Below are 22,669 nucleotides of genomic sequence, written 5' to 3' on the forward strand. Positions count from 1 at the left end.
ACGCGGCGGTGCGCCGATGACGCAGCCGACGACGCCGCTGTCGATCCAGGTGTTCAACGCGCTCACCCACATGGACTGCCACCCCGGCGGCAACCTGGCCAACGCCGTCAACGCCACCAGCCCCGGCACCGGCCGCGACGTCTACAAGGCGCTCGCCACCCACCTGGGACTGAACACCGGCGGGTCCGCGACGGACGCGGCCGACGCCGTGTACGCGTGGGAGGACTTGTCCACCAGCTACGAGATCCGCGCCACGCTGCTCGCCTGCGGGTGGGCGGAGCGGCGCCGGGAGCGCGACGCCGAGGAGGAGGCCGACCTCGCCCGGCACATCGCCGAGGCCGACGCCGCCCCCGCTGAGCAGATCGCCGCTGAGCTGCACGAGTTGAACGTGCGGCCGATCTACCGGCCGACCCGCTGGGACGTGCAGTACCGGGAGCACCTGGAGCAGCTGCACCGCAAGCACGGGAGCCGCCCGGCCGTCCCGCCACTGCGAGAGTGCTGCGCGGAGGCTACCGACCGCACGTCCCACTGGCACTGCCCACGATGCGACGCGGTGGTCGGGATGTACGGCCACGAGGAGTGCGACCGGCCGGTGCCGGTGGACCTGGCCGACGCGCTGCCGCAGGACGACTACATCTCCGCCGTAGTCGCCGCGCTGAACGCCTCCGGCATCGAGGTCTCCGATTTCTGGACCGAGGACAGCGAGACCGAGGGCACCCACTGCTACCTCGACGCCGTGATCACCCTGGCTCCGATCGCCGGAGAGGGCGACGACGACGGGTGGCCCGACGGACTGCTCCTCCTCTGGGAGTGGCACACCGGGCGCGAGGAGGGCGGCCCCGAGCGCGGCCCGTCCTGGCGCTACGCCGAGCTCCACGACGACGGCAGCAACGAGACCCCCGACGACCTGATGGTGGCCGGCTACGCGTCCCCCGAAGCGGTCGTCGAGGCGACCCGCAAAGCCATCAACCACGAGCTCGGCGACGAGCTCATCGGCGGCTCGTGGGAGCACGCCGGCGAGCTGGCCGCCGCGTGCGAGGCGTGGGGCGCGGACGAGGCGGCCGAGCCGCCGGCCCGGGTCGCGACCATCAGGTGGATCCCGGGCCACGACCTCGGCGAGGTCCTGTACGTCGTCGCCACCACGGTGGACGGCAAGTCGACGGGCTCGACCACCGTTTCGGCCTCGAAGATCGACGCGCACAAGGCGTCGCTGGTCGAGGACGGGTGGGCGGTCCGTTGGGAGATGCCGGCGGATGTGGCCGCTGACCTCAAGGCCGCGAACGAGCACCTGGGCGGCGGTGCGCGATGAACTTCGAGGACCGTCTCAACTTCCAGCGGGGCATGGCGCCGTACCAGCGCCGCGTCGCCACCCTCGCCGGGATGCAGGACCTGATCGACTTCCTCGGCGACCACCGCGACTTTCCGCTGCCGTCCAATTACGTCGAGATCGAGCTGTGGAAGCCGGAGCACTCCCGCCGGGCGACCGCCACTGCCGAGCAGGCCATGGCGCAGGCGCTGACCCTCATCGGCGAGATGGAGGACGTCACCGTCGAGCTGGCGATCGTCAACGGCACGCCCCACGCCCGAGTCGTGATCAACGGCCGGATGGAGGGCGTGTTCGTCACGGCGACGCTCTGGGCCGAGGGCATCTGCGAACACCGGCCGGACGAGAAGCGGAAGCGCGACCGCTGGGTCGTCCCGACTCAGCTGATCGAGGCGGCCAACAAGCAGCCGAGCGGTGGTGACGACCGTGGCTGAGCGCATCCCGGTCGAGGACGTTCGAGAGCTGATCCGCGAGATCACGACCATCCTCGACGTGCCCTTCTATGCCGACTACGACGACCGGGAGAAGCGGGCCGACGTGTTGGCCCATCGATCGGCCCAGCTGCGGGGTGTGCTGAAGTTCTTCGCCGAGGGGGACCTCGACTCCATCGAGTCGACCATCTCGGCCGCGCGTTCGATCGTCAGGGACCACCCCGTCACCTACCGAACCGCCGAGCAGCAGGCCGGTGATGCCCGATGACCGGTCTCGATCACTACCAGGAAGCCGAGGCGCTTCTTCGCCGTGCTGACGGCGCGGACCTCGACGGGCACGCCCAGTACCTCGTCGCCCGCGCCCAGGTGCACGCCACGCTCGCCCTGGCCGCCGCGACCGCCCTCCGCCCCGCGAGCGTGCCGGACGTCCACACGGCCGCCGACCTCGTCCACCGCGACGACTTCCCCCTCACCGTCATCGCCGCGTGGTGGAAGAAGGCCGGCCCCGTCGTGATCCTCTCCGCCCGCGAGGCCGGCGAGCACTTCGACGAGATCCGCCTCCACTACTACGACACCGGCATCCGCCAGTTCGGCGACGTGATGGTGCCCCGCGACTTCCCCCTGCGCTTCGCGCCCTCCACCCCCTGACATGCGACGGCCCCCGCCAACCACCGGCGGGGGCCCTCCAGAAACGAGAACCACATGAACGACACCATCTCCCAGGCCGACCCGCTGGTCCTGTCGCGGGACACCATCAAGCGGCTGGCCTGCAACGTCGACGACGACATCAAGGCGATCGACGCCCAGGCCGACGCCGAGGCGGCGGACCTGCAGCGGCAGATCGACGCCGTGAGGGCCAAGCAGGCGAAGACCGTCTCCGAGCTGCGGGCGGCCGTCACCAAGATGTGGACGTTCGCGGAGCCGGAGCCGACGCTGTCGGCCCTCCTGCCGCCCGACCGCCGCAACTACCCCCCGGACCTGGACCCGTCGCAGGAAGCGGCGCTGCAGCGGTTGAACGCGGCGCACGACCTCCAGGACGCCGAGGAGGGCCTCGCCCCGCCCGCCTACCAGCGGCCGTACGTCCAGCAGGGCCAGGTGCAGTCGTGACCGTCGAGACGACCGCCGTCGAGCAGGAGTTCGTGATCCGGGCGCTGCTCGAATACGAGTACAAGGTCAAGGCCGCCGACGCCGACGAGGCCGCCAACCTCATGCAGGACGGCGAGCGCAACCTCGGCTCCGGTCAGTGCGTCGGTTACTCGATCCACTCCGTGGTGTCCGCCGAGGCGGCAAAGAAGACGCAGACCTGGTCGGAGGACCAGGACGAGCGGACCCGCTGCAAGTGCGGCCACCTCGTCGACGAATCGCACATCGGCCGCCACAAGCGAGACGACCAGGGCCGCGCGTTGCTGGTCAAGGGCCGCCTGGTCAAGGACACGGACCACCCCGAGGCGTGCTGCGAATACCGGTGCGACTGCGTCCGGCCCCGTCCCCTGACCACGCTCCTGGCCGACCACATCGCCGCCTCCGGGCTGCCCGGCACCACCCTGATCTCCGACCTGCCCGGCGTGACCTGGCACCAGTCGAAGCCGCTCGCCGACCACGGCATCACGACCATGAGCGACCTGGCGGCCCGATCGAAGGCCGACCTCCTCGAGGTGCCGGGATTCGGTGACGGCCGACTGGCCAAGCTGACCGCCGCCTTGGACGGCGCGGCGTGAGCCGGGGCCGCCACGCGGGCCGCCGCCCCGTCCCCGCCCGGCACCAGCGCACGGGCCGCGGGTCGTCGCTGACCGGCTGGTCCGCCCACGCCGCGATCGTCGCCATGACGCCCGTCACCACCCCGCACACGCCCTGCAAGTGCCACCACGCCCCCACCTCTGACCTGCGGAGCGCCTGATGAGCCGCTACGAGATCACCGTCAACCAGGGCATGCCCCAACTCTGGGAAGCCCAGCACCCCTTCGCCGCGCCGTACGGCAACCGCTACCGGCCGACCGACCCGTGGAACGAGGTCGACTACACGTTCGCCTCCTGGGACGAGTTCGTCGACGAGCTCCCCGACTCCGGCAGCGCCTTCGAGCAGGTCTACAGGTGGGACTGGACCCGCGACGCCCCCGACGCCGAAGTCCAGACGGCCGACATCCTGACGATCTACTTCGTGCTCCCGCGCGAAGCCCGGCTCTCCCGCGCCGACATCACCGTCACCACCGACGACGAGCCGGCCGTCCGCGAATGGCTCACCCGCCGCGCCCAGACGATCGCCGACCTGTGGGCGCCGCTCGCGGTGTCGCCCAGGTCGTCGATCAACGACGTCACCCCGGAGATCGCCGCTCACGTGCTCTTCCAATTCGGGCACGTCGGCCTCCCCGCGAGCGGCTGGCGGGCCACCCTCCTGCTGGCCATCGCCAAGGCCGACGTGCACAACCGGGAGCTGCTCGCCCGCGGCTACCCGGGCTACGTGTTCGCCTTCGAGCTCGCTCAGGGGCGGCCCGACGGCATCGTCCTCCTGCGCGAGATCGCGAGGCCCATCCATGGCTGAGCGCACCCCCGCAGAGACGCTCGTGGCCGCTGTCGCCAAGCTGCGCGAGACCGCCGCAGGGGCAACACGCGGTCCGTGGGTCTCCTACGGCACGCCGGGCCGGAGCGAGGACGGCCACGCCCACACCATCACCCGGCCCTACTGCAACAAGGGCATGTACGACCCCGACGCCGAGTGCGAGCCCGATTGCGGCACGACCGTGCTGACAACCGGCGCCGAAGGCTGCGAGGACGACAACCTCGCGACGGGCGACGCCCTGTGGATCTGTCTCGTTCACCCCGGGCTGGCCGACCCGCTCGCCGCCTGGCTGGAGCCCTGGACCGGCATCGCCTTCGACGAGGACGCCGCGCTTCCCGTCGACCTCCAGCACGCCCTGGCCGTCGCCCGCGCGATCGTCGGGCCCGACGACGTCGCCACCGCGATCCGCGCCGCAGTCGACGGCCTGGACAACCAGCAGCTCGCCGACCTCATGGAGGGCCGCTGATGTTCGTCTTCCACGCCAGCGTCGCTCTCGTCACCGTCCTCGTCGGCGTGGTCGTCGCCGACCGGCGCGGCTACCCGGAGGCCGCCGCCAACCTCCTCAAGATCCTCCTGGTCGTCGGCGTCATCTGGATGATCGCCGTGGCGGGTGAGAGGCCGTGATCACCTGGGTCATCGTCTCCGTGTCGGCGCTCGCCGTGCTCGCCCTCACCACCCGGGCGGCCTGGGCCCGAGCCGCGGTCGTCGCCGGGCTGCTCTCCCTGGCCGGCGCGCTGGTGTTCGCCGACCGGATCGGCGGCGGCCGATGAAGCTGATCACGATCACCGCCTACGGCTCACCCGAGGGGCAGGCGGCCATCTCCTGCGGGAAGAACGGGCGCGGCTACTACAGCAACGCCGCCGCCCTCGAGCCGTGGCGGGCAGCCGTCCGCAACGCGGCCATGGACCTGCTCGGCACCCACCAGCACGTCCCCCCGTTGTCGGACAAGCTCGACGACAAGGGCAAGCCGAAGAAGAACCACGCCGGCCCGTGCCAGCGGTGCGGCACCCGGAAGAAGGACCACGGCCTTCTCCGGGGTGCCCTGCGCGCCGAGTTCATCGTCGCCCTCGAGCGCCCCAAGTCGGTGCCGCTCGACCGTGACCCGATCACCCGCTCAGCGGGGGATTGGGACCACCACGGCCGCGCCATCGGCGACGCCCTCAACCAGGCGTCGGTGATGTGCGACGACGCGCAGATCGTCGACGGCCGCGTCGCCAAGTACTACGCCGGCCACCCCAACGCCCTGGCCATGCCGGGCGCGATCATCCGCATCTGGCCCATCGGCGGAACCTCATGACCACCAGCCAGCTCGACCCCATGTACCAGCTCCAGCGCGAGCTCCGCCTCAACGACGCCCTCGAGAAGAAGGCGCGAGGCAAATCGCGCGGCCCGAACGCCAAGACGTTCGTCGCCTCCGTCGACGACCCCACACCCGACCCCGAAGCGCAGGCCGCCGCCCGGCGGCTCATCGCCCGCCTCGCCCCCGACGACCAGGACGTGATCCTCACCGCCCTCGGCCTGGCCGACGACCCCGACAGGAAGCTCAACCGGCGGCCCGCCACCAAGGACGCCTGCCCGGTCTGCGGCCGCACCGGCCTGCGGATGCGACTCGAGGGCGTCCTCGTCTCGCACTCCCCGAGCGCCACCAAGTCCGTCGTCACGGCTGGCCAGTGCAAGGGGAGCGGCAAGGAGCCCGTCATCCCCGCCGCCTGAACCACCACCCCAACGAGAACCCGGCTCCTCGAGGGGCCCCAAGGAAGGAAAACCGTGACCGACACCAAGGGCGAGGAGCAGATCCGGCCGTTCGCCGCGATCCTCCAAGAGCTCGACGCAGGCCGCGTCCACGACGCCCTCTCCCGCGAGATGCACACCCTCGTCAAGGCCATCCAGGACACCGGCAAGAAGGGCACCCTCACCCTCAAGGTCGAGGTGGCCCCCATCGCGCCCGGCGACACCCACGTCCTGACCATCAAGGCCGGCGTCTCCAGCGCGCCGCCCGCCACCAGCCAGCCCGTCTCGGCGTTCTTCGTTGACGGCAGCGGCAACCTCTCCCGCAACGACCCCCGCCAGCTCACCCTGCCCGGCGTCGTCCAGGAAGTCCCCTCCCTCACCCAGGCCCGGAGCGCCCAGTGACCATCCCCACCCCTCAGCGGACCGAGAACGACGCCATCATCGACGCCCTGGAAAACCTCCAGGAGCCCGACCAGCTCGCGCCCGGCTACATCTACGCCTTCAAGCTCCGCGACCGCGTCGAGATCGTCGACCTGGCCGACAACCAGCTGGCCCAGCCCCGCCGGAAGACCGGCACCATCAACGTCGCCGAGGCCGCCAGCTTCGCCGTCTACTACCGCAAGCACGCCGACGACGGCACCGAGACGTACGCCAACATCGACGCCGACACCATCACCGCGGTCCTCAACGCCCACCAGGCCACCGACGGCGCCCTGTTCCGGGACGACACCGCCCGGTGGGGCGACCACCGCCTCATCCTCACCCTCAAGCGCACCCCCGCCTGGACACAGTGGCTCGCCCTCAACGGCAAGGACCTCGACCAGGTCGGCTTCGCCGAGTTCCTCGAGGACCACCTCCCCGACGTCGTCCTGCCGTCCGGCGCCGACATGCTCGAGATGGCCCTCAAGTTCCAGGCCACCTCGGAGGCGTCGTTCTCCAGCGCGGTGGTCCTGCAGAACGGCGACCGCCAGCTGGTCTACACCGACACCACGAACGCCCGCGCCGGCGGCGGCAGCGTCGACATCCCCAAGACGTTCACCATCCGCCTGAAGCCGTACGAGGACGCCCTCCCGATCGACATCACTGCCCGGTTCCGCTACCGGGTCCGCGGCGGCCGCCTCACCCTCGGCTACCTCCTCGACAACCCCGAGGAGCGGCTCCGCGACGCGTTCCGCCAGGTCGTCGCCTCGATCGAGGGCGACCTGGAGATCCCCATCCTGCACGGCGTCCCGGCCGCCGCCACCGCGCCGCCCAGCCGCATCGCCACCACCCGCTGACCCGCACCGCCCCATAGCGCCGGTGGCTACAGCGACCCGCCGTAGCCACCGGCGCCCACCCTCAACCAGAAGGCCCGCCTCATGATCTGGCCCTTCCGCCGCCGCGACCGCGAACCCATCGGCGACCCCTTCGCCGTCGACCTCGAGGCGGCATACCTGACCAGCAACGCCCGCGACATCATCACGAACACGATCTTCGTCAGCGACACCCGCGACGCCCACAAGCTCGCCACCGCCGTCATCGACGACCTCCTCGCCGCCGGATACGGGCTCACCGACGGCTCCGGGGCCGGGAACGAGCTCGCGCGGGAGATGCTGGCGGAGAACCTGGAACTCAACCGCGATCTCGTCGCCGCCCGCGGCCAGAACACCGCGCTGGCCGACCAGCTCAGCGACGCGCGGAAATTGCAGGGCGACCTCGCCAACGCCAACGCCCGCGTCACCGAACTCGAGGCCGCCGTCGCCGCTCTCGCCGCGGCCGACCAGCCGACCGAACCGGCCCAGCACCGCCTCGGCTACCGGCCCGCGCACCAGCTCAGCGAGATGAGGCAGGTCCAGACGCTCATCTGCGGCCAGCCCCGCTCGGTCTGCCTGCGTGAGACCGCCCGAGCCAACCAGCTCGCCGCCCGCCTCCAGGGCCTGACGGAGAGGCAGCTGGCGCGATGACGTTCACCTTCTCCCAGCCCGGCGGCGCCCCCGCCGCCCCGGCCGCGCCCGTCTACGAGGTGCCGCCCACGCCGGAGCAGCAGGCCATCATCGACGCCGCCGCCACCGGAGCCGACCTCACCATCACCGCCGGCGCGGGCACCGGCAAGACGACCACGCTCAAGATGCTCGGGCAGCACACGCGCGGCCGCGGCCTCTACGTGGCCTACAACAGGGCCATCGCGGACGAGGCCCGCGCCAGCTTCCCGCCCAACGTGCACTGCTCGACCGCGCACGGCCTCGCCTTCGCCGCCGTCGGCAAGAAGTTCCAGCACCGGCTCAACGGTGCCCGCCAGCCCGCCCGTGTCGTCGCGCAGCTGCTCGCCATCCCCGCCGTCCTCCACATCGGCGACACCGGCCTCACCGCCGCCAAGGTCGCCCGGCTCGTCTCCGACACCATCGCCCGCTTCTGCTGGTCCGCCGCCGACCAGATCGGCTGGGACCACGTCCCCGACGTCCCCGGCCTCGACACCCCGGCCCTTCGCACCGAGCTGCGGACCGCCATCGTTCCCATCGCGGTGCGCGCCTGGGCCGACATCCGCGACGAGAAGGGTGGCGTGCTCCGCTTCACCCACGACCACTACCTGAAGCTGTGGGCCCTCACCAACCCCGCCCTGCCCTACAACCTCGTCATGCTGGACGAGGCCCAGGACGCCAACCCCGTCATCGCCTCTGTCATCAACGGCCAGTCCGCCCAGCGGATCCTCGTCGGCGACTCTTCGCAGGCCATCTACGGCTGGCGGGGCGCGGTCGACGCCATGAGCGGCTTCAACGGGCAGCGCCTGGCCCTCACCCAGTCCTGGCGGTTCGGGCAGCGCATCGCTGAGGAAGCCAACCACTGGCTCGGCCTCCTCGACGCACCCCTGCGCCTGACCGGCAACCCGGGCCGCGACTCCCGGCTCGCCCCGCTCGCCCAGGCCGACGCGATCCTCTGCCGCTCCAACGCGGGCGCGGTCTCCCACGCCATGGCCGCCCAGGCCGCCGGCCACCCTACCGCCCTCGTCGGCGGCGGCACCGACATCCGGATGCTCGCCGAGGCCGCCCGTGACCTCCAGGCCGGACGCTCCGTCCACCACCCCGAACTCATGGCCTTCTCCTCGTGGAGCGAAGTTCAGGAGTACGCCGAACACGACGCCGGCGGCGCCGACCTCAAGACGTTCGTCAAGCTCATCGACTCCCTGGGCGTCAACCGCGTGCTCGGCGTGCTGTCCTCGCTCGTCGACGAGTACAACGCCCGCGTCATCGTCTCCACGGCCCACAAGGCCAAGGGCCGCGAGTGGGGCACCGTCCAGCTCGCCAGCGACTTCGGCGACATCTACGACCCCCAGACCGGCGAGCTGCGCACCACCGAGGTGATGCTCACCTACGTCGCCGTCACCCGCGGCAAGGACGTCCTGGACCGGACGATGCTCGGCACCGGCGGCGGCCAGCCCGCCATCCCCGGCCTCGGCCAGGCCGCCGCGCCGACGAGCATCTCCACGCTTCCGCAACCCGCAGCCCTCGCCGCGCCGACGGCGCCCGAAGACGACGACGCGATCGAGCTGCCGGCCGAGGCGCGGAACTGGCTCACGGAGATCAAGGAAGCCGCCGCCGAAGAGGCAGCCGCCAAGGCCAGGAAGGAACGCGCCGAAGAGCAGCTGCAGGCGATGGTCGGCGACCACCACGCCGCCACCCTCGACGGCCGCCCCGCCATCACATGGAAGCCCTCCGCCGTCAGCTACTCCGTCGACAGCAAGGGCCTCCGCGAGGAGCACCCCGAGATCTGGGCCAAGTTCGCCAAGCCGAAGAAGCAGGCCCGCCCCTTCAAGCTCGCCGGAGAGTGGAAGTGACCCAGTACACGTTCACCGACGAGAGTGGCGACCAGCTCCACGTGTGGGTGGAAGGCGATGGTGCCTGCAAGTTCGCCTCCGCCCGTGACGTGGTGGTGCCCGCCAAAGAGCTCCGCAACGTCCTCGCCGGGATCGCCAAGGGCATGGGCCTGTCGGTCCTCATCCTCGACCGGCCCGACTGGCCGGATCCCGAGAAGCGCGAATACACCACCCACGGCTTCGCGTTCATCCGCGAGGGCAAGCAGATCCGATTCGCCGGTGGTCGCGTCCACGCGGCCACGGCGCGGGCCATGGCCGCTGTCCTCGCCGAGATGGCCGACGCCGCCGACGCCGAACCTGACCCCGAGCAGCTCGCCGCACTCACCAGTGCGGTGCGCGAAAGCCTCTGGGAGGGCGGTGAGGTGGCCCCCGCGACCGCCGACAGGATCGCACGCCACCTGCTGCGCAAGGGCTGGAAATCCGCCTGATGTTCACCCAGCCCGCCGTCGCCCCGGTCAACCCTCCTCTGCTTGACGGGCTGGCCGCCCAGATCGCCGCCAACGTCGTCGGCACCATCCGGCACGCCTCCGCCAACGCCCCGCGCTCCCGCCAGGTCGCGATCGGCCCCTCCGAGATCGGCACCCCCTGCGTCAGGAAGCTCGCCTACAAGCTCCTCGACTGGGACCCCAAGCCGAACAAGGACACCGACCCGCTCGCCTCCGTCATAGGCACGGCCGCGCACGGCTGGATGGAAGAGACGTTCAACAAGTTCAACCCCACCCTCCCGGACGGCCGGCCCCGCTACATCACCGAGCAGCGCGTCGCCGCCGACGCCACCCTCAAGGGGTCCTGCGACCTGTTCGACCGGCAGGCCAAGACCGTCATCGACTGGAAGTTCCCCGGCACCACCTCCATGGAGAAGGTCCGGAAGAACCGCGACCCCGGCGTCACCTACCGCGTCCAGGCCCACGTCTACGGGCTCGGCTACCGCAACGCCGGCGAGGACGTCGAACACGTCGCCGTCGTCTTCCTGCCCCGCGCCGGACGCCTCGACGGCGTCTACGTGTGGACCGAACCCTTCCAGCCCCAGATCGCCCTCGACGCCCTGACGCGCCGCGACAACGTCATGAAGGTCCTGGCCGACCTCGACCCCGAGAACAACCCGGCCATCTGGGGCGCGTTCCCCGTCGGCGACGCCTACTGCACCTACTGCCCCTGGCACCTCCCCAAGTCCACCAACCTCGCCCGGGGCTGCCCCGGGATCACCAACTGAAAGGAACCACCCGCATGTCGTTCAACTTCAGCCAGCCCGCCGCCGGTTCGGACTGGAAGGCCAAGGACTTCGTCGGCCACCTCATCGTTTTCTTCCCGCGCCGCCTGGAGGAGAACATCGCCACCCAGTTCGGCACCAGCGACGCCCTCCGCGTCGACCTCGTCGTCCTCACCGCCCAGGGCGGCCCCCAGGTCGAGGAGAACGTGCTGCTGTTCCAGAAGCCCCTGATCGGCTCCCTGTCCGGCAACATCGGCAAGGACCCCGTCCTCGCCCGCCTCGCCCAGGGCACCGCGAAGGCCAACCAGTCCGCGCCCTACATCCTCCAGCCCTTCAGCCAGGAGGACGCCGCCTACGCGGGCCAGTACATGCAGTCCGTCGGCGGCAACCCTTTCCAGTCCGCTCCGCAGTTCGGATCTGCCGCCGGTAACCCCGCCCCCCAGGTCCCGCACGTCCCGCTCCCGACCGCCGCCCCGGCGCCCGCGCCCGCCTACGCGCCGCCCGCCCAGCAGCAGCCCGCCCCCGCCTACCAGGCGGCCCAGCCCAACCCCGGCTACCAGGCCGCCCCGCCGGCCCAGCCGCAGCCGCCCGCCGGCGGGATGGTCACCATGCCCAACGGCCAGGTCGTCTCCGCCGAAACCGCCGCCGCGGCCGCCAACCTCGGCATGACCTTCGGCACGCCCCCGCCCCAGGCCTAACCCGCACCCGAACCACCACGCGGGGCAGCGACCGAAACGCGGGCCCGGTCACTGCCCCGCCCCATCACGGCTGGCACCGAGGGGACGTAGTACGTGAACCACAGCACCATCCACAGCACCGCCCAGGCCCTGCACAACGCAGGGCTCTGCGTCCTACCAGCCGCCACCGATGGCACCAAACGCCCGAGCGTGTCCAGCTGGCGGCAGTACACCCAGAAGGGCGGCAGCCACCCCCGGCCCGACACCGACCGGATCACCCGCTGGTTCATCGACGGCCCCTTCGACGGCCTCGGCATCGTCACCGGCGCCGCATCCGGCAACATCGAAATGCTCGAACTCGAAGGCCGCGCCGTCGCCGAAGGCATCCTGGCCGAACTCACCGAGCTCGCCACCAACAGCAGCCTCGGAGACCTGTGGACGCGCGTCGTCCAGGGCTACAGCGAGTGGACCCCCAGCGGCGGCCTCCACATCCTCTACCGCGTCGACGCCGACCCCGTCGCCGGCAACACCCACCTCGCCCGACGGCCGTCCACCCCCGAGGAGTTCGCCGCGTGGAAGGCCGAGCGCCAGGCCGAGCTCGACGGCGAGGACCTCGCCGCCGACGAGCGCGCCCGCCGCCAGGCCAAGCTCGACAACATCACCCGCCCCGAGCAGGTCCCCCAGGTCCTCATCGAAACCCGAGGCGAAGGCGGCTGGGTCGTCCTCGCGCCCTCCGGCGGGCGCACCCACCCGACCGGCCGCCCCTGGACCATGGCCGCTGGCGGGCCCGCCACCATCGCCACCGTCACCGCCGACGAACGCGACGCGCTCCACCACCTCGCCGGGGCGTTCGACCGGATGCCCATCACCGCGCCGCCCGTCGCCGCGCCCCGGCCCGCCCTCAGGGCGCTCCCCACCTCGCCGTGGTTCTCCCAGCCCGCCACCCCGTACGGCGTCGACGGCGGGATCAGCCCCGGCGACGACTACAACGAGAAGGCCGACTGGCAGCGCGACATCCTCGGCCCCCTCGGCTGGACCATCGTCTGGGTCCGCTCCGACGGAGAAGTCCACTGGCGGCGCCCCGGCAAAACCCACGGCATCTCCGCCACCACCGGCCGCGGTGGCGCCGACAACCTCTACGTCTTCACCACCAGCACGGTGTTCGACACCGAACGCCCCTACGACAAGTTCGGCGCCTACACCCTCCTCAACCACGGCTCCACCAGCCAGACCGCGTTTGAAGCCGCCGCCAAGGACCTCGCCGCCCAGGGCTACGGCCACCGCACCGAACCCACCCGCCCCGCGCCCGGCCCCACCCCGCCACCCACCCACACCGTCCAGGCCGGGCCCGTCATCGGCAACCTCGCCACCGTCCACCAGCTCGACCCGCCGCCCCCGCCTGCCCTCGCCTTAGTCGAGGAGCGCACCTACGAGCACAGCGACGACGGCAACGCCCTGGCCCTCATCGACCGGTTCGGCGACGTCATCCGCTACTGCGCCGACCGAGGCCGCTGGCTCTCCTGGGACGGGCAGCGCTGGGAGTGGCAGCCCGCCGGTGGCGGGATCGTCCGGGAATACGCCAAGCGCGTCTGCCGCAGCTTCCCCGACGACGGCAAGACCGCCGTCGAACACAAGAAGAAGGCCCTGTCCGCCGGCGGCATCACCAGCATGCTCGCCCAGGCCCAGACCGACGTCCGCGCCGTCGTCGCCTACGCCGACCTCGACGCCCGCCCCATGGAACTCAACACCCCCGCCGGGATCGTCGACCTGGCCACCGGCGAGCTCCTGGCCGCCGACGCCGCCCACCTCCACACCCGCATCACCCGGGTCGCCCCCGACCCCGGCGCCGACCCCAGCCGCTGGCACGAGTTCCTCGACGACACCTTCGGCGCCGACCCCGACCTCATCGCCTACCTGCGCCGCCTCGTCGGCTACAGCGCCACCGGATCGGTCAAACACCACCGGCTGCCCTTCTGCGTCGGCTCCGGAGGAAACGGCAAAGGCGTATTCCTGGAAGCCATTATCGCCGTTCTTGGAGATTACGCTACCACCGCCCCGAGCGGTTTCTTGATGGCTAAAGCACATTCACAGCACGAAACCGAGATTGCCCGACTTGCCGGAATGAGAATGGTCGTCTGCTCCGAAGTCGGAGACGACGACCGATTCGACGAAGTGAAAGTCAAGCTGCTCACGGGCGGCGATTCTCTGACCGCCCGGTTCATGCGCGCGGACCATTTTACTTTTGAACCGACTCACAAATTGTGGCTCATGGGCAACCATCAGCCGAAGGTCCGCGCCGGCGGCCGGAGCTTCTGGCGGCGCCTGCGGCTCATCCCGTTTGACCACGAGGTGCCCGAGGAGAAGGTCGTCGAGGACCTGCAGGGAATCCTCGCCCGCGACCACGGGCCCGCCCTGCTCGCCTGGATTATCGCCGGAGCCGTCGAAGCCACCGCCCAGGGCCTCGCCGACCCTGAGCGCGTCAAGGCCGCCACGCTCGCCTACGAGGCCGACCAGGACACCGTCAGCAGGTTCGTCGAGGACTGCTGCCGCATCGGCGGCGGAGAGCACGTCCAGATCAAAATCAGCAAGCTCCGCGAAGCCTACGAACGCTGGTGCTTCACCGAGGGGGAGACCCCCGTCACCCCGAAGACTCTCAGCACCGAGCTCGCCCGCCGCCACAACGTCGGATCCACCCGCACCAAGGCCGCCCGCCTCTACACCGGCATCAGCCTCTACACCGAGGACACCGACGACTCCGCGGACGCCTCCTGGCCCACCGCCCCCGCCGGAGTCGACGAGCCGGGATCTGTCACCCAGACCAACCAACCTGTCACCCCGGCCGCCACCGACCCAGGCGACCCGTGGGCATCGCAGGGATCGGCATGGTGACGGGTCCGATGACGGGTGACAGATGTGTCATCGCCCCGTCACCCGCACTGAGCTGCAGAAAGGGGGCTTTCAACCCCCCTCGGGTGACAGGTGACAGGTTGTCTCACATTAAGCCCCTCACATGCGCGTGTATGTGCGCGCATACGTACGCGCGCATAACGCGCGCGCATGTGGGCCGTCAATACGGAGCGAACCTGTCACCTGTCACCCGGGGTCTGGGAAGGCCCTCCGGATGAGCGGCCACCTGATCTCCACAGCCGCCGCCCTCGTCGGCTGCCGGCGATGCGCCCGAACCGTCCTGGAGGGCTACGACGGCGGCCAACTGATCCGAGCCGACCCCGCCCCCCTCGCCCCCGAAGACGAACTCCTCGCCCTCCTCGGCGGCCGCCACACCTACGACCTCCACCTCATGGGACTCCCACGCCGGCCCTACCTCATCTGGCGCTGCACCTTCCGGCTCCGAGCCCCCCGACGCCACCAAGTCGTCGCTACCCACGAATGCACCCCCACCCAGCACCTCAACGCTGGCGGACCACCCATCAACCTCATCGCCTCATACCGAAAACAGCCACTCCCCGAAAAACCCCCATTCTGAAAAGGAACGCCATGGACAACCGCGACATCACACCGAACGACACCGAACTCCGGGAATGCCCAATCGATGAATGCCGGGAGACTTTCACCGCGCAGCCGTTGAAAACGTATGAGACGGCCGCAGACATCTATTCACACCTCACGACGACCCACGGCCTTAACCGGATGCAGGCAGAATCGCTGACCTTCGGCTGGCCCATGCCGGAACTCAAGCAGCGCCCCGAAGATCAACCGCTGCCGGTCCCGAACGACCACACTGACATCCAGTCGCTCGTCATCTCCGACATCGAGGCTCGACGCCGGCTCGGCATCCAGCGATACGGCACCGCGCTCCAGCCCCACAACGGACGCAACGGTCTCCGCGATCTGTACGAGGAGCTCCTCGACGGCGCCATGTACGCCAAGCAGGTCCTGATCGAGACCGCCGGCCTCAGCCGCGTCGAGCAGGAGATCCGCGACGAACGCCGCCGCCAAGACGAGCGCTGGGGCGAGCAGAACCACCCCGACCTCGACCCGCGAGACATCGACGTCGCCACCCGCCACCACTACGCCTTCCGCGCCGAGTGCTGGAAGAACGTCAACGCTGAACGCGCGACGCCTTCCCGCAGTCCTGGCCGATGCTTCGGCCACCCCGACGAGCCCCACACCCATGTCGCGTGGGACGGCGTGCTCCTCGAGGAGGTCTACGAAGCGCTCGTCGAGTCAGACCCGGCCCAGCTACGCGCCGAGCTGCTCCAGGTGGCCGCCGTCTCCGTGGCGTGGATCGAAGCGCTCGACCGTCGGCTGGCCGCGACCCCGGAAGGACCCCAGACGTGAAAGAGACCATCGAGGTCGAGGACGACGAGATTGCCATCACCTACGAAGCCGAGACCCCTGAGGACGAAGCCGAGCTGAAGGAACTCGCCCTCGACATCCTCTACGGCCGTGTCCGCGACGGCATCACGCTCGACGAATGGCGGGCTGGCCGTGCGTGATCCACGAGCTGCCGTCAAGAAAGTGCGCGCCGCCGCCGAGGTCGCAGGGCTCAAGGTGGACGGCCGCGAAAACTACGACCGTGCCTCACTGAACATCCAGGCCCCCCACGCTGCCATCGACGTCCAGTTCGTCGTCCGCAACCCCAACAGCGGCTACGCCTCGTTCTGCAACGCGACCATCACCCGGGCCGGAGCCGACAAGGAGATCGTCTGGGCGATGCGCGACCTCATCCCGCGCCTGGCCCAACTCGGAGCCGAAGAGCAGCCTGCTGCACGGCCCTCAGATCACACCTGAGACCTCGTCCTCAAGATCCCCTGCACCACCACCGCACATTGCCCCACCGAAGATCACAGCCCTCCGGAGCGCCCCTTGATCGCCCGCCTCACTCCACTCGGTCCCACCGCTCGAGCCGTAGCCGCCAACATCCGCGCACGACGAGCGACCCTCGGGCTCTCCTACGAAGGCGTCGTCGCCCGCCTCCAACTGCAGGGCCACTACGCCACTCAGCAGCTCCTCAGCCGCATCGAACTCGGGCAGCGACGGGTCGACGTCGACGACCTCGTCGCGCTCGCCGCAGCGCTCGACACCACCCCCGCAGAACTGCTCACACCAGCCTCCACAAGGAAGTCCTCGTGAAGATCCTCCGCCGCATCCCGGCTGGCGAGCTCAGCCTCGGCGCCCTCTGGACCCTCGCCAGCGTCTGGAACTTCGCCTCCGGACAGGCATACATCGCGACCCTCATGCTCATCGCCGCTGCCCTCAACCTCCACTCCGGTGACCGCAAAGGCCGCCTCATCGCCGTCACCGCCGAACGCGACCGACTCCGCGAGCAGGCCACCGCGCCCCGCTGTGACTCCACCACCCGAGGCATCCTCAAGGGCGACAACCGGTTCTGGTTCTGCCGCCACCCCGTCCGGCACGAAGGCCTCCACGAAGCCGACGACGGCATGAAGTGGCTCAACCGCCAAGGAGACCCTGAGCAGCGCATCACCAACGCCATCCGCGCCGCCGAAACCTGGGAGCGGCACGTAAAGGCCGTGCTCGGCTCCGACGAGGCCGCCAACTGGACCACTATCAGCGGCGAGGTCGTCGACGTCCTCAACGGCCTGGAAACCCGGCTCCCCGACGGCACCACCATCCCCGCCGCGCAGGCACAGCCGTGATCGCCCGCACCTGGACCCTCGAAGAAGCCGCCATCGCGCGAGCCAACTGGGCCGCCGGCGGATGCCCGTGCTGCCCCGCCCCAGAGCTCGACAACTACGAAGGCATCGAACCCGCCGTCATCGGGGAGGGCGTCCAGATCTGCGCGCTATGTACCCGAGGACGCCACGACGACCCCGCCATCGCCGCAGTCCTGCTCGCCATGCTCGTCGACCCCCGCGTCCCGAAAGGCCCGCCCCGATGAACCTCTTCCGCCGCCGTCCCAAGTTGCCCGTCTTCGAGTTCAGCCACACCGTGCCGAACGGCTACGGGCAGGTCGTCATCCTCAACGACGCCCCCGACACCCTCGCCCGCTACAACGCTGAACGCGGCCGCGGCATCGTCCACACCCCCGAGTGGGACGCCGCCATGGCCGACCTCCAGCGCGAGCACGACCACGCCACCTACTGCGCCGACCGGTGGATGCACACCGCGGACGAAGCCACCGACTACGCGATCCAGGCCGCCGACGCCGAACAGCGCATCACCAACGCGCTCCGCGTGGCCGAAAGCTGGCGCGACGCCAGCAGAGCAGCCACCGATGCCACGCCGGAGGAGCAGCTCTCCAGCGCGCTCATCGCCATGGTCTGCAACGAGGTCACCGCCGCGCTCAACGGCCAGAAGGCCACCCTCGCCGACGCCACCACCATCCCCGCCACCCGGGAGCCGCAGCGATGACGACCCGCCGATGGATCACGGACCGCACGGTCTACACCCCGCCCAAGCCAGCCCCTGAAGTCCTCAGCGAGCTCGACATCGCCCTGGCGGCGATCCAGCGCGTCCGCGACCTCCACACGCCGGAGCAGCCCCCAGAAGGGCACGCCTGGATCGACACCGGCGACGCCCGCCCGAAGTGCGAAGGCTGCGACCAGGGCGACCCCTACCTCACCCCCGACTGGCCCTGCGCCACCATCCGCGCCCTCGACGACACCACCCCGACCGAACATGCTCCGCAGACGGTCGGCGGCCTCGATATCGCCCAGGCCGCCGTCGCCCGGGTCACCAAGCTCGCCCTCGACATGCGCACCTGGTGTAGCCCCCACGGCGTCGCCGTGCAGTACGCCGACGACATCGCGAAGGCGATCCTCGGCGAGGCCGGCCTGCTGCCGTTCGGTGAAGCCCTCAAGCGCCTCGAAGCCGAACACCGCCAGCGAAAGCACACCCCAGCGCCACTTGTGCCCCCGCTTTCCAACGGAGCGCCCGGCGACTACGACGGCTGACCGCGCCTCACCACAGCAGCGAGAGATCAACCCCACACCATCAGGAAGGCCACGTTGACGCACGCCGAACACCTCGCCGACTACGTCCGCCAGCTGCTGGACGAGGTCACCGTCCGCGTGGAATGGACCGAATACCGGAAGGGCGCCCACGGCCGCCGACCCGAGCAGCGCATCGTCACCCGCCGCGACCCCGGCCTGCTCCCGCAACTCGGCGCAACCACCGGCCGCAGCCGCCACGCCTGGCTCGTCGAGGACCTCCTGACGACCGTGCCCACCACCATCCCGGGCAAGCCGGCCCGCGTGATCCGCACGGGCCACAAGAGCACGACAACCACCCACCAGGCCGCCAGCTTCGCCGAAGTTGGGGCCGCCACCCCGTCCGGTAGCCCCGGCTGGGACGCCGACGGCGCGCTCTCCGCCACCCGAGGCGGCGGCTACGGATCCCGCGAACCCGTCACCCCCGCGCTCCTCCTGGCCGACCAGATCGCCTCCGAAGTCGCCCAGGTCTACACCCACCTCTACAGCCGGGTTTTCCAGCTCACCGTCGGCTCCGGCCGCGTCAGCGTCGGCGGCCGACTCCACCACATGGTCGCCCTCGTCGCCCAAACCGAAGACGACGACCTCGCCCGCTGGGCACTCGGCCGCGTCCGCACCTGGGTCGTCGCCGCGCGCACCCTGCTGGGCTACGACGCCCGCGTGATCGAGCTCGTCTCATGGTCGTGCCCGGAGTGCGGCGGCCGGCTGCGCACCCGCGCCGACGACGAGAGCCTCGTTTGGTGCGCCGGCCTCGGCTCCGTCATCGGCCCGCGCGAGCACATGGAAGACCCGATGCCCGTCAGCTACCCCGGGTGCGGGGCCACCTGGAGCAAACTCGGGTGGGTGGACCTCATGACCCGAGCAGGACGGAAGGCGGCCCAGTGAGCATCTGGAACACCTTCAAGACGTTCAGAGAACACGGCGTAGACAACCACCTCACCCTGTCCCACGGCTATGAGGGCAATCCGCTCCGCATCGGCGTCGACGAAGGGCCAGCCGAGGCGTACATCGAACTCACCCGCGAACAGGTGCGCGAACTCGCCGCAGACCTGAACGCATGGGCTGACGATGACGAGCAGCGCGTTGACGCACGATCCATGAGGAAGTCCGACGGGCTAATCGCCGGGGGCCGTGAGGGGTGGCGGCTATGAGCATCTGGGGAAACGTCGGCATCGGCGGCCCGGACATCCTGGCAGCGCACGACGGGCTGGAAGATGACCTGCCGACCGTCCGGCTCGGCATCGCCACCAGCGGAATGGATGAACACATCCGGCTGGCCGTGGACGACGACAGCATCGTGAACGTGCGCCTGCTGCTGTCCCACGAAGCCGCCGCGCTCCTGCGCGACCGGCTCACCGAGGCGCTCGCGGGCGAGCTCAAGCGCGAAAGGACCACGCCATGACGGACCGTCAGCCCGACTTCTACGGTGACCTCAACAGGGCCTTTGCGGAGATCGGCAAGGCCTTCCAGCCCGTCGTCGAGTCCTTAGGTCGGGCCTTCCACCAGATCGTCAACGCCCCCGGCATGCCCGAACTCCTCGAATGGGCCAACTCGCCCGAGGGGAAGGCGTGGATCGCGGCGATGGAGCGCGGCGAGATCGAGCGCTCCAAGCCGTGCCACTGCCTCTGCGGGTTTTACGACCATCTCGGGATCTGCGAAGGCGACGCCGTCGGAACCCTGCCGTTCGATTCGCCGCCCGGCGTCCGGGTCGACGTCGCGATGTGCCGCCCGTGCATGGAGTCGGCGATCGCTCACTTCGCCGGAGGACGTCGTGGCTGAAGAGCCAGAACCGCTGAAAGGCATCTCCGAGAGCCTCGCCCGACTGAGTCATGTCCTCGAAGCTCAAGCCGCCATGAACTGGGCCTACCGAGGCAACCTGGAACGGCTACAGATCACGCTTGCGCGGATGACCCCCGAGCAGCTGCGCGAGCTGTCGACCGCCGCCGCGATGCTCAGCTCCGCCGCAGACGACGTCCTCGCCGAGAAAGGCAGAATGACCCCATGAGCCAGCTCCGCCGCACCGCCGACCCCATCCCGCCCGGTCAGGCCCGGGTGCTGCTCAACGTCGGCGACGACTCCGAACTCGTCACCTCGCGCCACCCCGCCACCGCGCCCCTACGCGTTCCCTCGGCTCGTATCGCCCAGCAGGCCGGGCTGCCGACAGGGGAACTGCCCGGCCGGACCTTCGCCGTCCACATGATCGGCGAGAACGACGCCGACGGCTTCACTCTCCTGAACGATCCTCGTCAGTAGCCTTCCGGGGCCGGCCGCCCTTCGTGTTCCGCGTCGGCGCGTAGGCCACTATGGCGGCCCGCGCCCAGAGCTTCCCGGCCGCCAGGTCGTATACCGGCGCGGGGAACGCCCCGTCCGTCTCAGCGATTTTCGCCGCGCGGGCCCGGGAGACTCCGAGGATCTCGCCGACCTCGGCCATGCCCACCACGTCGGGAGCTGGCGGGCTGGCCGGGGCGAGCTCGTACAGGGCCATGAGCAATGCGTCGCTGTAGGGCCGGTCGGGCTGCTCGGCGGTCGCGGTGAGCGTGGTGTCGTGCAGTTTCCCGAGGTCGATCCCCAGGAGTCGGCCGATGGTGGTCGCGGCGGTGATCAGCTGCTCATCTCGGTTCGCTTCCATGGATTGAGCATGTCAGAACTATTGCGAAGCTGCAATAGATAGTGCCATAATAGAGAAGTCGGCAGGGAGGTCAGAGCCCCGGACGACAAGCAGATTCACAACTCAACAGAGGAGAGACATGAGCGACCCGCTCGACCACTTCGGGGAACTCCTGCTGGGGGCCTACGTGCTCATCAGCAAGACCCTCGGGTGGCTGCCCCTGGCAATCGAGCTCCCCCCGGTCGGCAACGACTGGACCGGAGAACAGGGCGCACAGGCCATCGACAGGGCCCGGATCGCAGTCCGAGACCTTCCCCTCGACGAGACCACCAGCAGCCTGCTGGTGAGGCTCCTCCTGGAATGGCTCGACGGCTACACCATCTGGGAACACGCGATGGACCGCCGCGAAACGCTCACCGCGAGCGCCTGGCAGTACGAATCGATCGCCTACACGCTGGTGCGAATCGAATCCCTCCACCAGGTCCTCGCCCCTCGGCTCCGCCCCGAAACGGACTGAGCCACCCCGCCCCCGCCAGCCAGGCGGGGGCGACCCCTCTCTCCTCACGAGCTGCTGAAGACGCAAAACGGGACCGGCGAGTGGCGCTATGCGCCAAGGTCAGAGCCTCGCCGGTCCCACAGATTCACACCCCAACAGGTGCCATCCCAGTCTAGGCGGCCCCCGTCCCAGGGCGGGTACGGACGCATACTGAACCCATGGCCTACGACCCCCACACACCCCATCTGATCGGCCTCGTAGAGGCCATGGCCTGGACCGGCCGTCCGGCCGGAACCCTGCACCGATGGGCCTCCGAGGGACGCATCACCCGGCATGGCTCCGGGCGCACCAGCCAGTGGGATTGGCATGAGCTCCCGTGCGCAGGCTCCGGCATCGTCCCGCCACGCCGGGCCGGCCAGGCGGCTTGACGCTCTGACCAGCGGCGAAGCATAATCTGCAGCAAGTCCCCGTGTGTCCATTCCACGGGGTTGCTCTGTTTCTGGGGTACCCCCGCCCCCCACCCACGGTTACATTCCGCTAGATCTCACGCTGTGTGATTGATCGTGGATTGCAGCGATCTCACGGGGTGTGATCGGCTCAAGATCGCCAACGCTTCCGGAGCGACGGACGCGAGCCGCCTGTACGCCGCCCCGGAGAGTAATCAAGGCTCTGACCTGCACAAATACATCTGCGCAGGTCGGGGGCGGGTCAAAAGTTCGGGACCTGGCCTACGGGGACCCCGCGAGCAGCTCGCTTTTTTTCTGTACGGGTCTGGAGTGACGGAGCGTAGTCAGTCACAGATTGTGACCAGTTACGCTATGTGATGGGCGGGCGGCCGTGGTCCAGATGCCGAAGATCTGCCCAGGGTGCCG

Annotated in this window: 38 protein-coding genes; 36 read left to right on the forward strand and 2 right to left on the reverse strand. The window is 70.1% G+C overall.

The genetic code is table 11. The features are described 5' to 3' along the window. The first annotated feature begins 16 nt into the window (after nt 1-16). From AW271_RS12520 to AW271_RS12610, 21 genes are all read left to right on the forward strand, one after another. Complete coding sequence (locus AW271_RS12520; RefSeq protein WP_062336101.1) at nt 17-1,309, forward strand: hypothetical protein; 1,293 nt, start codon at nt 17-19, stop codon at nt 1,307-1,309. Continuing rightward, on the forward strand, nt 1,306-1,758 hold the full coding sequence (locus tag AW271_RS12525; RefSeq protein ID WP_062336103.1) for a hypothetical protein: 453 nt from the start codon (nt 1,306-1,308) through the stop codon (nt 1,756-1,758). Before AW271_RS12520 ends, AW271_RS12525 begins: the two co-directional genes overlap by 4 nt. After that, entirely contained in the window at nt 1,751-2,023 is a 273-nt protein-coding gene (locus AW271_RS12530) for a hypothetical protein (protein WP_157554038.1), read from the forward strand. Before AW271_RS12525 ends, AW271_RS12530 begins: the two co-directional genes overlap by 8 nt. Beyond that, on the forward strand, nt 2,020-2,403 hold the full coding sequence (locus tag AW271_RS12535; RefSeq protein WP_062336107.1) for a hypothetical protein: 384 nt from the start codon (nt 2,020-2,022) through the stop codon (nt 2,401-2,403). Before AW271_RS12530 ends, AW271_RS12535 begins: the two co-directional genes overlap by 4 nt. A gap of 54 nt (nt 2,404-2,457) precedes the next feature. Then, nucleotides 2,458-2,862, forward strand: coding sequence for a hypothetical protein (locus tag AW271_RS12540; protein ID WP_062336109.1), 405 nt, complete (start codon nt 2,458-2,460; stop codon nt 2,860-2,862). After that, nucleotides 2,859-3,473: a helix-hairpin-helix domain-containing protein gene (locus AW271_RS12545; protein ID WP_062336111.1), complete on the forward strand. Its 615-nt coding sequence runs from the start codon at nt 2,859-2,861 to the stop codon at nt 3,471-3,473. The genes AW271_RS12540 and AW271_RS12545 overlap by 4 nt, the downstream gene beginning before the upstream one ends. Next, nucleotides 3,470-3,652, forward strand: coding sequence for a hypothetical protein (locus AW271_RS12550; RefSeq protein WP_062336113.1), 183 nt, complete (start codon nt 3,470-3,472; stop codon nt 3,650-3,652). The genes AW271_RS12545 and AW271_RS12550 overlap by 4 nt, the downstream gene beginning before the upstream one ends. Continuing rightward, nucleotides 3,652-4,293 (forward strand): hypothetical protein, encoded by a 642-nt coding sequence (locus AW271_RS12555; RefSeq protein ID WP_062336115.1) that lies wholly within the window; start codon nt 3,652-3,654, stop codon nt 4,291-4,293. Before AW271_RS12550 ends, AW271_RS12555 begins: the two co-directional genes overlap by 1 nt. Beyond that, complete coding sequence (locus AW271_RS12560) at nt 4,286-4,777, forward strand: hypothetical protein (protein WP_062336117.1); 492 nt, start codon at nt 4,286-4,288, stop codon at nt 4,775-4,777. Before AW271_RS12555 ends, AW271_RS12560 begins: the two co-directional genes overlap by 8 nt. Then, on the forward strand, nt 4,777-4,935 hold the full coding sequence (locus AW271_RS39625) for a hypothetical protein (protein ID WP_157554039.1): 159 nt from the start codon (nt 4,777-4,779) through the stop codon (nt 4,933-4,935). Before AW271_RS12560 ends, AW271_RS39625 begins: the two co-directional genes overlap by 1 nt. Then, nucleotides 4,932-5,081 (forward strand): hypothetical protein, encoded by a 150-nt coding sequence (locus AW271_RS39630; RefSeq protein ID WP_157554040.1) that lies wholly within the window; start codon nt 4,932-4,934, stop codon nt 5,079-5,081. Before AW271_RS39625 ends, AW271_RS39630 begins: the two co-directional genes overlap by 4 nt. Beyond that, nucleotides 5,078-5,608, forward strand: a complete 531-nt coding sequence (locus AW271_RS12565; protein ID WP_062336119.1) for a RusA family crossover junction endodeoxyribonuclease — start codon at nt 5,078-5,080, stop codon at nt 5,606-5,608. Before AW271_RS39630 ends, AW271_RS12565 begins: the two co-directional genes overlap by 4 nt. Next, complete coding sequence (locus AW271_RS12570; RefSeq protein WP_062336120.1) at nt 5,605-6,024, forward strand: hypothetical protein; 420 nt, start codon at nt 5,605-5,607, stop codon at nt 6,022-6,024. The genes AW271_RS12565 and AW271_RS12570 overlap by 4 nt, the downstream gene beginning before the upstream one ends. A gap of 54 nt (nt 6,025-6,078) precedes the next feature. Then, on the forward strand, nt 6,079-6,444 hold the full coding sequence (locus AW271_RS12575) for a YfdP family phage-associated protein (protein WP_062336122.1): 366 nt from the start codon (nt 6,079-6,081) through the stop codon (nt 6,442-6,444). Next, nucleotides 6,441-7,319 carry a DUF2303 family protein gene (locus AW271_RS12580; protein ID WP_062336124.1) on the forward strand — a complete coding sequence of 293 codons (879 nt, stop codon included), beginning with the start codon at nt 6,441-6,443 and terminating at the stop codon, nt 7,317-7,319. The genes AW271_RS12575 and AW271_RS12580 overlap by 4 nt, the downstream gene beginning before the upstream one ends. Before the next feature lie 81 nt (nt 7,320-7,400). Next, nucleotides 7,401-7,985 carry a hypothetical protein gene (locus AW271_RS12585; protein WP_062336126.1) on the forward strand — a complete coding sequence of 195 codons (585 nt, stop codon included), beginning with the start codon at nt 7,401-7,403 and terminating at the stop codon, nt 7,983-7,985. Continuing rightward, on the forward strand, nt 7,982-9,853 hold the full coding sequence (locus tag AW271_RS12590; RefSeq protein ID WP_062336127.1) for a UvrD-helicase domain-containing protein: 1,872 nt from the start codon (nt 7,982-7,984) through the stop codon (nt 9,851-9,853). Before AW271_RS12585 ends, AW271_RS12590 begins: the two co-directional genes overlap by 4 nt. Then, the gene (locus AW271_RS12595) at nt 9,850-10,320 is read left to right on the forward strand and encodes a hypothetical protein (protein ID WP_157554041.1); all 471 of its coding nucleotides are present in this window, start codon (nt 9,850-9,852) and stop codon (nt 10,318-10,320) included. The genes AW271_RS12590 and AW271_RS12595 overlap by 4 nt, the downstream gene beginning before the upstream one ends. Next, entirely contained in the window at nt 10,320-11,105 is a 786-nt protein-coding gene (locus AW271_RS12600) for a PD-(D/E)XK nuclease family protein (RefSeq protein WP_063817954.1), read from the forward strand. The genes AW271_RS12595 and AW271_RS12600 overlap by 1 nt, the downstream gene beginning before the upstream one ends. Before the next feature lie 14 nt (nt 11,106-11,119). Further along, on the forward strand, nt 11,120-11,800 hold the full coding sequence (locus AW271_RS12605; RefSeq protein WP_062336131.1) for a hypothetical protein: 681 nt from the start codon (nt 11,120-11,122) through the stop codon (nt 11,798-11,800). A 93-nt stretch (nt 11,801-11,893) separates the two neighbouring features. After that, nucleotides 11,894-14,668: a phage/plasmid primase, P4 family gene (locus AW271_RS12610; protein WP_063817955.1), complete on the forward strand. Its 2,775-nt coding sequence runs from the start codon at nt 11,894-11,896 to the stop codon at nt 14,666-14,668. A gap of 178 nt (nt 14,669-14,846) precedes the next feature. Here AW271_RS12610 and AW271_RS12615 read toward each other — a convergent pair whose 3' ends face one another. Beyond that, the gene (locus tag AW271_RS12615) at nt 14,847-15,164 is read right to left on the reverse strand and encodes a hypothetical protein (RefSeq protein ID WP_062336134.1); all 318 of its coding nucleotides are present in this window, start codon (nt 15,162-15,164) and stop codon (nt 14,847-14,849) included. 110 nt (nt 15,165-15,274) lie between these two features. Here AW271_RS12615 and AW271_RS38410 point away from each other — a divergent pair, with 110 nt between their 5' ends. The 14 genes from AW271_RS38410 to AW271_RS12680 all read left to right on the forward strand — a co-directional run bounded on the left by AW271_RS38410 (nt 15,275) and on the right by AW271_RS12680 (nt 20,946). Continuing rightward, nucleotides 15,275-16,078 (forward strand): hypothetical protein, encoded by an 804-nt coding sequence (locus AW271_RS38410; protein ID WP_169806321.1) that lies wholly within the window; start codon nt 15,275-15,277, stop codon nt 16,076-16,078. Beyond that, on the forward strand, nt 16,075-16,236 hold the full coding sequence (locus AW271_RS39635) for a hypothetical protein (RefSeq protein WP_157554042.1): 162 nt from the start codon (nt 16,075-16,077) through the stop codon (nt 16,234-16,236). Before AW271_RS38410 ends, AW271_RS39635 begins: the two co-directional genes overlap by 4 nt. Nucleotides 16,237-16,258: 22 nt before the next feature. Then, a complete protein-coding gene (locus AW271_RS12625) occupies nt 16,259-16,531 on the forward strand; it encodes a hypothetical protein (protein ID WP_062336138.1) in 273 nt (90 codons plus the stop codon). Nucleotides 16,532-16,606: 75 nt separating this feature from the next. Beyond that, nucleotides 16,607-16,873, forward strand: a complete 267-nt coding sequence (locus tag AW271_RS12630; protein ID WP_062336140.1) for a helix-turn-helix domain-containing protein — start codon at nt 16,607-16,609, stop codon at nt 16,871-16,873. Further along, the gene (locus AW271_RS12635) at nt 16,870-17,400 is read left to right on the forward strand and encodes a hypothetical protein (RefSeq protein WP_062336142.1); all 531 of its coding nucleotides are present in this window, start codon (nt 16,870-16,872) and stop codon (nt 17,398-17,400) included. The genes AW271_RS12630 and AW271_RS12635 overlap by 4 nt, the downstream gene beginning before the upstream one ends. Next, nucleotides 17,397-17,642, forward strand: a complete 246-nt coding sequence (locus tag AW271_RS39640; protein ID WP_062336144.1) for a hypothetical protein — start codon at nt 17,397-17,399, stop codon at nt 17,640-17,642. Before AW271_RS12635 ends, AW271_RS39640 begins: the two co-directional genes overlap by 4 nt. Next, nucleotides 17,639-18,115, forward strand: a complete 477-nt coding sequence (locus tag AW271_RS12645; protein WP_062336146.1) for a hypothetical protein — start codon at nt 17,639-17,641, stop codon at nt 18,113-18,115. The genes AW271_RS39640 and AW271_RS12645 overlap by 4 nt, the downstream gene beginning before the upstream one ends. Continuing rightward, a complete protein-coding gene (locus AW271_RS12650) occupies nt 18,112-18,657 on the forward strand; it encodes a hypothetical protein (protein ID WP_062336148.1) in 546 nt (181 codons plus the stop codon). Before AW271_RS12645 ends, AW271_RS12650 begins: the two co-directional genes overlap by 4 nt. A gap of 54 nt (nt 18,658-18,711) precedes the next feature. After that, nucleotides 18,712-19,578: a hypothetical protein gene (locus AW271_RS12655; protein WP_062336149.1), complete on the forward strand. Its 867-nt coding sequence runs from the start codon at nt 18,712-18,714 to the stop codon at nt 19,576-19,578. Beyond that, entirely contained in the window at nt 19,575-19,844 is a 270-nt protein-coding gene (locus AW271_RS12660; protein ID WP_062336152.1) for a hypothetical protein, read from the forward strand. The genes AW271_RS12655 and AW271_RS12660 overlap by 4 nt, the downstream gene beginning before the upstream one ends. Further along, entirely contained in the window at nt 19,841-20,095 is a 255-nt protein-coding gene (locus AW271_RS12665; protein WP_062336154.1) for a hypothetical protein, read from the forward strand. The genes AW271_RS12660 and AW271_RS12665 overlap by 4 nt, the downstream gene beginning before the upstream one ends. Next, nucleotides 20,092-20,472 carry a hypothetical protein gene (locus AW271_RS12670; RefSeq protein ID WP_062336157.1) on the forward strand — a complete coding sequence of 127 codons (381 nt, stop codon included), beginning with the start codon at nt 20,092-20,094 and terminating at the stop codon, nt 20,470-20,472. Before AW271_RS12665 ends, AW271_RS12670 begins: the two co-directional genes overlap by 4 nt. Then, entirely contained in the window at nt 20,465-20,698 is a 234-nt protein-coding gene (locus AW271_RS12675) for a hypothetical protein (RefSeq protein WP_062336160.1), read from the forward strand. Before AW271_RS12670 ends, AW271_RS12675 begins: the two co-directional genes overlap by 8 nt. Beyond that, nucleotides 20,695-20,946: a hypothetical protein gene (locus AW271_RS12680; protein WP_062336162.1), complete on the forward strand. Its 252-nt coding sequence runs from the start codon at nt 20,695-20,697 to the stop codon at nt 20,944-20,946. The genes AW271_RS12675 and AW271_RS12680 overlap by 4 nt, the downstream gene beginning before the upstream one ends. On the opposite strand, the gene AW271_RS12685 is transcribed toward AW271_RS12680, so the two are convergent. Further along, a complete protein-coding gene (locus tag AW271_RS12685; protein WP_062336164.1) occupies nt 20,918-21,322 on the reverse strand; it encodes a hypothetical protein in 405 nt (134 codons plus the stop codon). The genes AW271_RS12680 and AW271_RS12685 overlap by 29 nt on opposite strands. A gap of 118 nt (nt 21,323-21,440) precedes the next feature. On the opposite strand from AW271_RS12685, the gene AW271_RS12690 reads away from it, so the two are divergent. Further along, nucleotides 21,441-21,818 carry a hypothetical protein gene (locus AW271_RS12690; RefSeq protein ID WP_062336166.1) on the forward strand — a complete coding sequence of 126 codons (378 nt, stop codon included), beginning with the start codon at nt 21,441-21,443 and terminating at the stop codon, nt 21,816-21,818. Nucleotides 21,819-22,669: the final 851 nt, after the last annotated feature.

The sequence above is a fragment of the Herbidospora sakaeratensis genome (genome assembly GCF_001570525.1).
In the GTDB taxonomy this organism is placed as follows: domain Bacteria; phylum Actinomycetota; class Actinomycetes; order Streptosporangiales; family Streptosporangiaceae; genus Herbidospora; species Herbidospora sakaeratensis.